Genomic DNA, 12,155 nt, shown 5'->3' with positions numbered 1-12,155 from the left:
TATGACTGCTCAAGTCTTATGTGAGATTGATGATGGCATTGCGCATGTGACTTTTGATCATGTGGCAGCGCGCAATGCCATGACGGTAGGCATGTATCAAAGCCTAAAGAACATTTGTCAGGATCTTGCGCAAAACCCTCAGGTTCGCTTAGCCATCTTTCGGGGTGCGGGTGGGAAGTCTTTTGTTTCTGGCAGTGATATCGCCCAATTTTCTGACTTTAAAACGGGCGCCGATGGCATAGGCTATGAAGAGGGAATCGATGACTACTTGAGTCCCCTGGCAACCTTGCCAATTCCAACGATAGCAGCGATTGATGGGATGGCAGTAGGGGGTGGTTTAGCGATTGCCAGCTGCTGTGATTTTCGTATTGCTACTCACGATGCGCGCTTTGGCGTTCCGATTGCCAAAACCTTGGGTAATTGCTTGTCGGCTGGAAATGTCGCTTGGTTGGTTGCTCATCTGGGTGTCAATATCGTCAAGCGTATGCTTCTCTTGGCTGAAATGGTTCCTGCAGCTGAGTTGCAACAGCAAGGCTATTTACTGAGCACTCATCAACCCGAAGAGCTTACGCAAGCATCTCTGGATTTAGCAGGGCGTCTCATGAAGTTGGCGCCGATCACTCAAAAGGTTTCAAAACTAACTCTGGCACGTTTGATGAAAAGCAATCTTCCCGATTGTTCAGATCTGATTGCTGAGTGTTATGGCAGTGCAGATTTTCATCATGGCGTTGCTGCATTTCTGGAAGGAAAACCGCCAACCTGGAGCGGCAAGTAGAAAACCAGTAGGTCTATCTATTCTTTATTTACTCCAAGAACATCTCTTGGAGGTTATTCAAGTAGCGCAAGCCCAAGTCTGTCGCTTTCAGAGCTGTAGGATTGTCATCGAGCAATCCTTTTTTACTGGCCTCTTCAAGACCTTTAGAGATGACGTGGAGTGGTAAGCCAGTTCGCTCGCTAAAGGTTTTCGTTTCAACACCATCTGTTAGTCGCAAGGTATTGAGCATAAATTCAAATGGCAGATCTTTGGCGGATACATCACGCGACTCAATCAATGCATTACCTTTGCTTTCCATCGCTTGCATATAAGTTTCTGGATGGCGCTCACGCACTTGTCGGGTCACTTTATCCGGGAAGGAAATCTTCCCATGCGCACCGGCACCAATGCCGATGTAATCACCAAAGCGCCAGTAGTTCAGATTGTGTTTGCACTCTTGATCTTTTTTGGCGTAGGCGGAAACTTCATAGCGCTTGTAGCCAGCCGCAGTCAGGAGCTCCAGATTTTGTTCAAAGATCGCATCGATTTCATCTTCGCTAGGTAACTTAGGTGGAAAGTTCGCGAAATACGTATTGGGTTCTAGTGTGAGGTTGTAGAGCGAGAGATGTGGTGTCTTAAAAGAGAGTGCGGTCTCAATATCTGCTTTGGCAGCTGCCAAACTTTGATTGGGTAGGCCGTACATTAAATCAATGTTCACAGACTTAAAGTTCTCAACTGCAATGGCAATGGCCTGTTTAGCTTCTTCACCGTTATGAATACGCCCCAAAGCTTTGAGCTGTTCATCCTGAAAACTTTGTATGCCTAAAGAGACACGATTGATTCCAGACTTAGCAAAGGCAGCGAATTTATCCGCCTCCACTGAACCAGGATTAGCCTCCATCGTGATCTCGGCACCGGGCTCTAGGTTGACGCGTGCCCGAATGGCTGAGAGCAGATCATTCATTCCTGTGGGTGAGAGCAGGCTAGGCGTGCCACCACCAATAAAGATGCTGTGAACTTGACGGCCCCAGATGCGCGGTAATTCTGTTTCTAGATCGGTAATGAGTGCTTTGATGTAGCGCTCCTCATCAAAGCCCTGAACGCCATCTTTCACTTGATGTGAGTTGAAATCACAATAAGGGCATTTCTTTTCACACCACGGAAAATGAATGTACAGCGCTAACGGCGGTAGCGCAGTGAGAGTCATTTTATTAGGGCTGCTGTTAAGCACTGTTATTAAGCGCCATTAACTACGACTTTTTAACTGCGTAATGAGTTCACGCAACGCTTGTCCGCGATGGCTGATGAGGTTCTTTTGGACAGGATCTAATTGCGCGGCTGTTTGTGCTAGCTCTGGCAAAAAGAAGTAAGGGTCATAACCGAAACCATTTTCCCCTATTGCTTGGTCAAGGATCTGACCATACCAGCGTGTTTGCACAATCAGTGGTTCTGGATCATTTGTATTTTGTACTAGTACTAAAGCACAAACATAGTGAGCGCCTCTATCACTTTTGCCACTCAAAGCTTTAATTAACTTACGATTGTTGGCGGTATCATCGCAAGCTTCCCCTGCGTAGCGTGCCGAGTAAACGCCTGGTGCGCCATTGAGTGCATGGGCGCAAATGCCGGAGTCATCAGCCAGTGCAGGCATGCCACTCGCAGCACTTGCATGACGAGCCTTGGCAAGGGCATTCTCAACAAAGGTATGGTGTGGTTCCTCCGCCGACGCAATACCCAACTCACCTTGAGGAATGACTTCAAAGTCGAGTGGCGCTAGTAGGGCTTGAAACTCACGAACCTTGCCAGCGTTATTCGAAGCGAGAACCAGTTTTTGCATGATCTTAATCAGTCATCGATTGGTTTACTGGAGGGCTTCTAATTGCAACTTCGTTAGATCATGAATACCTTGCTCTGCGAGGTCTAGCAGGGCAGTGAGTTCAGTGCGTGAGAAGGTCGCGCCTTCGGCTGTGCCTTGCACTTCAATCATGCCGCCTTTGCCAGTCATGACGACGTTCATATCGGTATCGCAAGAAGAGTCTTCTGGGTAATCTAAATCGAGCACTGGTATGCCTTGGTAAATACCCACCGAGATCGCAGCAACGCTATCGATGATCGGATCTTTAGTGAGGACACCACTTTTGAGTAATTGGTTCACTGCGTCTCTAGCAGCAACATAAGCGCCAGTAATGGAGGCCGTACGCGTTCCACCATCGGCTTGCAAGACATCGCAATCTAAATGAATGGTGCGCTCGCCTAAAGTTTCTAGGTTGAAGACGCTACGCATGGCGCGACCAATGAGGCGTTGGATTTCTTGGGTGCGGCCAGATTGTTTGCCACGAGCGGCTTCACGATCGCTACGGGTATGGGTGGAGCGGGGGAGCATGCCGTATTCAGCAGTAACCCAACCTTCGCCAGAGCCCTTTTTATGAGGTGGGACGCGCTCAAGGATGCTGGCTGTACATAAAACCTTGGTATCGCCAAAGGCAATGAGGACTGAGCCTTCCGCATGCTTGGTAAAGGCACGGGTAATCGTGACAGGGCGTAATTGTTTTGCGTTACGACCGCTTGGGCGGCTGACATTCGAGGTGCTCATGGGGTTTGGTCCTAAGTTTGGGCTGGATCTATAAAGAATCTACAATGTTCACATGATATCGAGCATGACTGGTTATGGCAGCGCTTCTCGCCAAGTCTCCCTAGGAGCTGGTGTAGTTGCTGATCTGCAGGTGGAATGTAGGGCTGTGAACAGCCGCTTTCTGGATTTGGGCTTTCGTCTTCCGGACGAGTGCCGTGGGGCTGAGCCCGCTCTTCGAGAAATGGCTACTTCGGCCCTCTCTCGGGGAAAAGTCGAGTTTCGAGCTGCTTGGCGGGTCAATGCCGGCGCAGCTGGTGCCGCTAAGAGCAATCCTCACGCCCTAGGTGCGCTCAATAAAGATCGCTTGGACGCTTTGTATACCTTGCAAGAAAAAGCTCAAGAGGCCTTTCCAAAGGCGCAGGCTTTAGGGATTGCTGACATCTTGCGTTGGCCGGGCATTGTTTCTGAGCCACGTGGTGAGGAAGAGGGGTGGATTGCTGCGACGGTAGAAGCTGGCCGTGCTGCTTTGGCTGCCTTGACGGAAAGTCGTCAGGCCGAAGGTAAAGCGCTAGTCGGTGTGCTGACTAGCATCACTGGCAAGATGCGTGAGATTGTGAAAGTGATTGAACCCAAGGTGCCCGAGTACGTCACCCAGTATCAAGAAAAACTCTCTGAGCGTTTGGCAGAAGCATTGGCTAGCCAAGAGCAATCTAAAGGCGGCCCTGAGTTGATGGAACGCATTCGTCAAGAGGTAGTGCTCTATGCGGTGCGCATTGATGTTGCTGAAGAGTTTGCACGCTTGAAGACACATCTCCAGGCGGTTGATAATGCCTTGGCCGGTAAGGGGCCAGTTGGCAAGCGATTGGATTTCTTAATGCAAGAACTCAATCGTGAAGCCAATACACTGAGTTCTAAGTCGGTTTCAGAAGAATGTACTCAAGCTGCTTTAGAGTTAAAGCTCTTTATCGAGCAAATGCGTGAACAAGTTCAAAATTTAGAGTAAATCTTTAATCCACTGATATGACTAGCCAAAACGCCACACCCGCTTATCAAGGCAGTATGCTGATGATTGTTGCGCCTTCGGGCGCAGGCAAATCTTCTTTGGTTGACGCTTTATTAAAGAGTGACCCCAGTCTCAAGTTATCCCTCTCGACTACTACTCGTGCACCAAGACCTGGTGAAGTGGATGGTGTGAACTATCGCTTTGTGGCTAAAGAGGCGTTCATCGCTGAGCGCGACCAAGGGCAATTTTTAGAATGGGCAGAAGTGCATGGCCATTTTTATGGCACCTCACGTACTTGGATTGAATCGCAGATGCTCTCCGGTAGTGACGTCATGCTGGAGATTGACTGGCAGGGCGCGCAACAGATTCGCAAACTCATTCCTTCAGTGCAGTGGATCTTTATCTTCCCACCCTCGATTGAGGCCCTAGAGGAGCGTTTACGCAAAAGAGGGCAGGATGATGAGGCGACGATTGAAAGACGGGTGGCAGCGGCTCATATAGAGCTCCAGCATGCCCATGAGGCCAATTACATTGTCATCAACGACCTTTTTGATCAAGCCTTGGTCGAATTACAAAATATTATCGCTGCCAGCCGCCTGCGCTCAGGCCCTGTCATGGCCCGTAATCCAGCGCTTTTAAGGCGCCTTGGGGTCTAATCAGTTATCCTATAGGTATTGAAGCTAAATTTAAGTGAGTACAGCATGGCCCGTATTACTGTAGAAGATTGTTTAAAAACCATCCCTAATCGTTTTGAACTAGTGTTGGCTGCGACTTATCGTGCTCGCCAATTGGTTCAAGGTCATTCTCCACGTGTCGAGGCTAGAGATAAAGCCACTGTTGTTGCGTTGCGCGAAGTTGCTGCTGGCGTAACCGACCGTGACATGTTGACCAAGGTACCTCTCTAATTTAGGAGTTCCGGTGTGGAGCTCCCTTTAAACCTAGAGACCTCATCGGAAGCATCTAGCGTTGGTTCGCCCGACGCAAACAAAAATACTAAGCAAGGCAGTAAACAGTCGATCATCGCCACTCTGTTGGCGCAATCGAGTCGACATTTATTTGGGCCTACATCTGCGCCCACATTACCCCTCAAGCATCAAGTCGTTTCGATTGAACGTTTAATTTCTAAGCTGACTTATCTCAAGCCAGATGAAATCATTCAAGTCAAAAAAGCATTTCAGTTTTCAGATGCGGCGCACTTAGGTCAGTACCGCCATAGCGGCGAACCTTACATCACCCATCCCGTAGCGGTTGCAGAGCTCTGCGCCACCTGGCGCCTTGATGCGCCATCCATCATGGCCGCTTTATTGCATGATGTGATTGAAGATACTGGTTGCACTAAAGCCGATCTAGTAGAAAAATTTGGTAGCAAGGTAGCTGAGCTCGTCGAAGGCTTAACCAAACTGGATAAGCTGGAGTTTCAAAGTCATGCAGAGGCGCAGGCAGAGAGCTTTCGCAAAATGTTTATGGCAATGGCGCGCGATGTCCGGGTGATTTTGGTGAAGTTGGCTGACCGTACGCACAATATGCGCACCTTGGATGCCGTGCCAATGGAAAAGCGTCGTCGGGTGGCCAGAGAGACGATTGAGATTTATGCCCCAGTGGCGCACCGTCTTGGTTTGAACATCATCTATCGCGACTTGCAAGATCTCAGCTTCCGCTACTCCATGCCGATGCGCTTCCGAGTGATCGAGGGCGCGGTGAAGCGGGCGCGTGGTAATCGTAAAGAAATAGTCGAAAAGATTCTGCAAGCCACACGTATGGCTTTTGCTAAATCAAATTTAGAAGTGGATTTACAGGGCCGTGAAAAAACGCTCTTTAGTATTTACAACAAAATGCGTGCGAAGCATTTAACCTTCTCACAAGTGTTGGATGTCTACGCATTCCGCGTCACCGTGCATTCGATTGATGAGTGCTACCGTGCCCTCGGTATTTTGCATGCCATCTACAAGCCCATGCCGGGTAAGTTTAAGGACTACATTGCGATTCCCAAACTCAATGGTTATCAGTCTTTGCACACCACCTTATTAGGCCCTTCTGGTGTGCCTGTGGAATTTCAGATTCGTACGAGCGATATGCACGCTATCGCAGAGGCAGGCGTTGCAGCACACTGGGCATATAAAGATGGTTCACCTGATATGAGCGAGGTCCAAAACCGTGCACATCAGTGGCTGCAATCCTTGATTGATATTCAGGATAGTAGCGGTGACTCTCAAGAATTCTTAGAACATGTCAAGATTGATTTGTTCCCTGATGCTGTTTATGTCTTTACCCCCAAGGGTCAGATTCGGGCTCTGCCACGCGGTGCTACTGCGCTCGATTTTGCTTATTCCATTCATAGTGATTTGGGTAATACCTGCGTGGCGGTCAAAATTAACGGCATGCAATTACCTTTGCGCAGCGAGTTAAAGAACGGCGACATTATCGAAGTAGTGAACTCTGCCAACTCACAACCCAATCCAGGTTGGTTGGCATTTGTTCGTACCGGTAAGGCTCGCGCCTCAATTCGGCATTCCTTAAAAACCAAGCATTACGCAGAATCTTTGCAGCTTGGTGAGCGTCTATTAGCTAGTGCATTACGTCAACAAGGCGTCGATGCTGGTTTGCTCACTCCTGAAGTTTGGGAGAAGCTCATGCATTGGACAGGTGACAAGACTCGTGAAGAAGCCTGCGTCAATATCGCTTTGGGACGTCGTTCGCCCCAAGAGCTAGCAATTCGGTTAAATATTTTGATTAACGACGAAGGTGGCGGCGAGCAAATGCGCCTTGGTGCGGGCGACTGGGTTTCACCACAGCAAGAATCAATCCCCCATCACCACCAGCGTCAGGCCATTTTGGTCGATGGGCGCGAGGGTAACTCGATGAGCTTCCAAAGCTGTTGCCATCCGATTCCGGGCGATAACATCATCGGCTACTTAGGCAAAGGCGAGGGACTGCAAATTCATGCAAATGATTGCCCTGTTGCCTTACGGATGCTCTCAAAAGATGGTGACAAGTGGGTTGAGGTGGAGTGGGGCAAGGATGTTAACCGCGAGTTTGAGGTTGATCTGGCGATTGATACACGCCAAGGTAAGGGCGTTCTCGCACGTGTTGCTAGTAGCGTGACTGCTGCTGATTCAAACATCATGAATGTATCAATGGAAGATCGCTACAAAGAAGACTCTGTCACGATTCGTTTTACGATTCAAGTTTCAGATCGTCTGCATCTTTCGAAGGTGATGCGCAGTTTGCGCACCAATCCGGATGTGATGCGCGTTACTCGGACTAGGTCCGTATAGTCACTGTTCTTCTTAGTTGTACTGCACATCCAGAATTTCAATTTCAGTAGGACCGGTCGGCGTTTGAATTTTGACGCAATCACCAATGCGCGCTTTGATCAAGGCTTTGGCAATCGGGGAGACCCAGCTCACATGACCTTGATCGAGGTCGACTTCATCCACTCCCACGATGGTGATGGTGGTCTCTTTACCGCGCTCAGGACCCTCTAGATTCTCATAAGTGACGGTTGCCCCAAAAAAGACTTGCTCGGCATCTGCTTCACCCTTTTTTCGGGCGGCATTGTCAACAATGACGGCAAATTCCAGGCGTTGATTGAGGAAGCGAATCCGTCTATCGATCTCACGCAGACGCTTTTTTCCGTAGATATAGTCCCCGTTTTCAGACCGGTCGCCATTGGAGGCGGCCCAGTGGACAACCTTGACAACCTCCGGCCGATCAAGGTTTAGGAGCTGTAGAAGCTCGCTTCTAATGCGTTCGTGGCCAGCCGGTGTGATGTAGTTCTTCTCTTCCATGGCATAATTATGGCTGTTGCGGCTGTAGCTCAGTTGGATAGAGTACTTGGCTACGAACCAAGGGGTCGTGGGTTCAATTCCTGCCAGCCGCACCAACTATAAGGGCCTCCTGTCGGGGGCCCTTACCTTTTGTACTACTGAAGGCAATTTGTACTACTGAAATAAAGTTTAAGATGCCTTTTGGGCGCCTAAAGATGCAACCTTTTCGGGTTTCCGGCGGTAGATTTTGTCAGTAGTTCTGGCATCGGCATGACTTAATAAGGCCCTGGCATGTTCCAAAGTCTCGGCATCGGAAGCGCATTTTGCTCGTAAATCATGCTCAGTAAATTTTATTTCAACCTTAGTCTCCTTAAGTACGCGAGCACAAAATCGTTGCCACATTGAATCCCATCCATCTGCCTTGCCCGTTTCTTCATTAATATAGCCATGACCACCCCTCTTACAAAATAGAAACGCAGACAGGGCAGGGCGAGCCGCCTTAGCCTTTTCTACGCAATCCTTAAGCTCTGCATCCCAAGCGTAAATCGTACGCTTACCGGTTGATTTAGCCGTTTTGTGGCGCTGGATGTGGATGCCATCTTCTTTAAGGTTGGACATAGTGAGGCGCAGAAGATCAGATCTGGCCATACCAGTAATGATCTTAAGCCGAATATATGCCTGGATTGCGCGGACGCTCCCCTTTTTTCGGCGAGATTTCATTAGGAGCATTTCTACAATCTCCCAATCCTCGATATATCTATCCCGTGAATTTTCACCCTTGAGGCGGACTTCATTTTTAAAGGGATGACGGTTGATATAACCCCATTCAACTGCCTTAGTAAAGGCATGAGAAAGTACTTCAATCTCGCGATGCGCGGTTATTTCGCCCCCGGTGGTTCTGCCATTCTCATTTAATTTCTTTTTACTGCGTATCTCTACGTATTTATAAATGTGTTGAGGTTGAATATCTTTTAACTTTATGGGTTCAAAGATTACTCGGATTTGTTTAATCCAAATTTGATTTGATTGATGACTTGAAATGGCCTTAGTTGGAACAACTTCTATGAGATAGCGGTCTAGCAACTCACCTATGGTTTGCGCTTTATCCGGACTAACAAAGCGTTCGGCCCATTTTTTGTACGCTTCTGTCAAAGATTTTCCAAGTCTAAATAATTTTTTTCCATCCCAACTCGCTTCTTGGCCTGGAGGTACTTGAAAATAAAAGGCACCATGAACGCTCCTCCAGCGTGCCGGGAGTCCTTTGTTCTCCTTATTTCTTGGTGTTGACATTTAAATTAAACTCCAATTTGGCTCAATAGGTTTTGTATTTCGAGTCTTTGGTTCACTCAAACCATGTAATTGCTCGATATATAACCTCAGCACGACGACGCTACCATCAGGCCGTAATGTATGTTCAATTCCCATGAAACGCAGAACACATACTTGTGCATTACGTTGAATTTTTCCAGTTAGCTCCCTCAACTCTAAAATGGTTAAAAACATTTCTTATTTTCCGAAGTTATTTGTTTAGCTATATCCACAAGAGTGAGATTTTTTTTGCTCGGGATTTGGTTTCTTGAGTTCATAAAAACCATTCTCCGCTACGAAAACAATTTAAGTTAGGGCAAAAGAAAAATAAATATTGCGATTAGTAAATTCTTGGAAAGTGAATTTAATTCCCTGAGATGTAAACAAAAACGAATAACCATCATGTTTCTATCGATTTATTCAAATTTATTTTATAAGTCACATAACTGAGATGTTTGGTGTTGCTTATTTCGATCTGACAGCGTGGGAAGTTGTCCTTAATAAAATATAAATAAAGCCTGCTTAAAGACTGATGCAAGTAAGCGGGTAATTTCCGCCTTAGCTAGGGCAGCGGGGCACTCTTTTATTTCCCAGCATATTTTGGAATGCTGTTGGCTGGAACCTTAATCGCAACTTTAAGAATTTCTGTACTTAATTAGGAAAGTCCAATGAAAAGACCTATAAAAGCCAGTTATTGATCGAAATACAATAATCATCACGTAATCATCACCAAATCATCGAACAATCATCAGCTTCTAATAAGACCTCCAGCGAAGCTTTTGCAAGAGACATATAAAAAACGGCAATAAGGGCTCATAGCTACTGGAATGAAACCAGTTCCAAGGAAGGAGAAGCGGAGCTTTTAAACGCGATCTAAGCACTCTCAAACAATTGCAAGGTCAGCACATCAGATCCAAAAAGAGCCGCAACCTTGCTACTTCTCAACGTCTTGAGTGGCATCTGGAGGGTGAAAAGCCGCCACTTCCTAACTTCCTTCTTATCCAACCTCGGTAGCGGGAAATCGCCCCAGTACCTTATCCAACCTCCCCCGGGAATTACTCGGATATTTGCCCTATCAACAAGACTCTAAAGCGAGGAAATTTTTGTTTTCTTCTTATCCGCACCCTAATACGGGAAATTGCACCAGTACCTTATCCACACTCCCCCGGGAATTAGGCCCCTAAAAAAGGCTCTCAAGAGAGGCAATTTTTGTTTTCTTCTTATCCTGACATGGTCACGGGAATCTGCCCCTGTACCTTATCCTGACACCCCTGGGAATTAGGCCCCTAAAATATGCCCAGTATTCCCCTCCAAAGTAGCTGACGCTGAACCTCGAATCCCATCTGCGCCGCCCGATCCTTGGAAGACCCCAAGTTGACCTTTCCGCAGTCCTCGATCTGTTGATCTCATCCTGCTAGCAGTGTTAATTCCTAGCCAGTCGCTCGGTTGCATAATTTGAGTTTGTCTCCCGCCGGTAGCCAAACTCAAATCATTGACGAGACTCCTTCTGAACAATCCGTCTCCCTTTGAGGGATCCGTCTTTTGCAAAATCACGCACGCTATCTACTTTCCATTCGGAAAGTATTCATCTCCCGATTCCTAGTTGGTCTTTATTAAGTCTTTTGGATATCCCCAACTTGAAATCGATACCTTTAATTACCCGATCGATAGTTGGTAAATGAGCATGCGCTAGCAGATCAAGACGGCTGCCCAAATTACATAATCGACGAATTATGCGTAGGGTAGGGTGGATGAGAATATTGATAGTTACCTCGCATAACTAGTCATTATGCAAAATGTCCTGCCTTGGATAGGGTAGAGGATGACTCCGTCAGTCATCCCCACGGTCTATAGGCGAGTAAAGACCCTCGCCTAGGGCTGCATTGCATTGGCCCGAGACCTTCCCCTTACCACTTGACTGAGTGCTCTTTGTTCTCTCGGTGACTCCTTAGGTCGCCCAGGCGGGCTCACTAAGTCGGGGCGATTGCCCAAGACCGCAAGGGCCTTCCCCATGCCTGCTATCCGCTCGGGCAAGTCGTTCCGCCGAAGAACTAAAGCGACAAGTCGCTAGTTCTTACGCGGTAAAGCGAATGCAGTCATGTGAACCCGCAAAGTCAAAGTCAAAGTTATTAGATTTACAACAAGATGAAATCAAAGTTATGAGATTTACACCATAGTTGGAGCATTTATGGGCTGTGGAGTAAATGGGGATAGGGCAATGGAGCCTTGAATTGGCCATGAAGCGATCCGAATAGGGGGAAATGGCCCTATAGAACAAAGTTGTGAGATTTACCCATAGTTGGGAAAACTTGCGGGATTGAGCGTGCAAGTAAAGGCTTTCTTTTGCCATAGAAAACATAGGCAACGCTAGCAACAGTAGAAGGCAAACTCATTGAGCAAAGTCTTTTGGAGTCTCCCTGAACTACTACTCGTTGCTAATTGTGAGATCAAACTGTGGGATAAGTGTTTTGGTATGTTGGTTTTTAAGGATGAAAATAATGACGCAATTAAAAATATTTAATCAATTGCCCTCAAATTTCTATTATTTAATTCATTGCTTACATATCCTTTGTAGTGATGGGCAGAAAGCTCAGCAATAGCCTAATCTGTGCCAATGGCATATGGGGAAAAAGCTGAATTGGTGTGCTTCACTTTTCTTTTTTGTCTAAGTGCTTTGGTTTATTAATTTAATTGTTTGAAATCTAAAATAGGGTGTTATTAATCAAATCGGTTATATATCCCCTGTAGTTA

12 protein-coding genes and 1 tRNA gene are annotated in these 12,155 nt (G+C 47.2%); 6 read left to right on the top strand and 7 right to left on the bottom strand.

The window, feature by feature from the left end; genetic code table 11:
- The first annotated feature begins 1 nt into the window (after nt 1).
- Nucleotides 2-775: an enoyl-CoA hydratase/isomerase family protein gene (locus tag ICN49_RS08765; RefSeq protein WP_216167608.1), complete on the top strand. Its 774-nt coding sequence runs from the start codon at nt 2-4 to the stop codon at nt 773-775.
- Nucleotides 776-803: 28 nt separating this feature from the next.
- Here the strand turns inward: ICN49_RS08765 and hemW are convergent, their stop codons facing one another.
- Genes hemW through rph form a run of 3 tightly spaced genes read right to left on the bottom strand, consistent with a single transcriptional unit; the run spans nt 804 to nt 3,347 of the window.
- Entirely contained in the window at nt 804-1,961 is a 1,158-nt protein-coding gene (gene hemW / locus ICN49_RS08760; RefSeq protein WP_216167606.1) for a radical SAM family heme chaperone HemW, read from the bottom strand.
- Between the two features lie 39 nt (nt 1,962-2,000).
- The gene (rdgB, locus tag ICN49_RS08755) at nt 2,001-2,591 is read right to left on the bottom strand and encodes an RdgB/HAM1 family non-canonical purine NTP pyrophosphatase (protein WP_216167599.1); all 591 of its coding nucleotides are present in this window, start codon (nt 2,589-2,591) and stop codon (nt 2,001-2,003) included.
- Nucleotides 2,592-2,615: 24 nt separating this feature from the next.
- The gene (gene rph, locus ICN49_RS08750; protein ID WP_216167597.1) at nt 2,616-3,347 is read right to left on the bottom strand and encodes a ribonuclease PH; all 732 of its coding nucleotides are present in this window, start codon (nt 3,345-3,347) and stop codon (nt 2,616-2,618) included.
- 52 nt (nt 3,348-3,399) lie between these two features.
- On the opposite strand from rph, the gene ICN49_RS08745 reads away from it, so the two are divergent.
- From ICN49_RS08745 to ICN49_RS08730, 4 genes are read left to right on the top strand one after another with little or no spacing between them, the layout of a single operon-like run.
- Nucleotides 3,400-4,329 (top strand): YicC/YloC family endoribonuclease, encoded by a 930-nt coding sequence (locus tag ICN49_RS08745; protein WP_216167595.1) that lies wholly within the window; start codon nt 3,400-3,402, stop codon nt 4,327-4,329.
- A 17-nt stretch (nt 4,330-4,346) separates the two neighbouring features.
- Nucleotides 4,347-4,985, top strand: coding sequence for a guanylate kinase (gene gmk, locus ICN49_RS08740; protein WP_216167593.1), 639 nt, complete (start codon nt 4,347-4,349; stop codon nt 4,983-4,985).
- Between the two features lie 45 nt (nt 4,986-5,030).
- Nucleotides 5,031-5,234, top strand: a complete 204-nt coding sequence (gene rpoZ, locus ICN49_RS08735) for a DNA-directed RNA polymerase subunit omega (protein ID WP_088527738.1) — start codon at nt 5,031-5,033, stop codon at nt 5,232-5,234.
- 15 nt (nt 5,235-5,249) lie between these two features.
- Nucleotides 5,250-7,604, top strand: coding sequence for a RelA/SpoT family protein (locus tag ICN49_RS08730; protein ID WP_369411523.1), 2,355 nt, complete (start codon nt 5,250-5,252; stop codon nt 7,602-7,604).
- Nucleotides 7,605-7,616: 12 nt separating this feature from the next.
- Here ICN49_RS08730 and greB read toward each other — a convergent pair whose 3' ends face one another.
- Nucleotides 7,617-8,117, bottom strand: coding sequence for a transcription elongation factor GreB (greB, locus tag ICN49_RS08725; protein ID WP_216167591.1), 501 nt, complete (start codon nt 8,115-8,117; stop codon nt 7,617-7,619).
- Nucleotides 8,118-8,135: 18 nt separating this feature from the next.
- Between greB and ICN49_RS08720 the strand changes: the two genes are divergently transcribed.
- A tRNA-Arg gene (locus ICN49_RS08720) sits at nt 8,136-8,212 on the top strand.
- A 73-nt stretch (nt 8,213-8,285) separates the two neighbouring features.
- Here ICN49_RS08720 and ICN49_RS08715 read toward each other — a convergent pair.
- The 3 genes from ICN49_RS08715 to ICN49_RS11665 form a co-directional block, all read right to left on the bottom strand.
- Nucleotides 8,286-9,386: a tyrosine-type recombinase/integrase gene (locus ICN49_RS08715; RefSeq protein ID WP_216167589.1), complete on the bottom strand. Its 1,101-nt coding sequence runs from the start codon at nt 9,384-9,386 to the stop codon at nt 8,286-8,288.
- A complete protein-coding gene (locus ICN49_RS11735; RefSeq protein WP_216167588.1) occupies nt 9,387-9,599 on the bottom strand; it encodes a DUF4224 domain-containing protein in 213 nt (70 codons plus the stop codon). It abuts the gene before it with no gap.
- A gap of 2,072 nt (nt 9,600-11,671) precedes the next feature.
- A complete protein-coding gene (locus tag ICN49_RS11665; protein WP_255535478.1) occupies nt 11,672-11,797 on the bottom strand; it encodes a hypothetical protein in 126 nt (41 codons plus the stop codon).
- Nucleotides 11,798-12,155 lie beyond the last annotated feature (358 nt).

It is taken from the genome of Polynucleobacter finlandensis (assembly GCF_018881755.1).
Classification (GTDB): domain Bacteria; phylum Pseudomonadota; class Gammaproteobacteria; order Burkholderiales; family Burkholderiaceae; genus Polynucleobacter; species Polynucleobacter finlandensis.
This window is presented reverse-complemented; position numbering and strand designations above follow the sequence as displayed.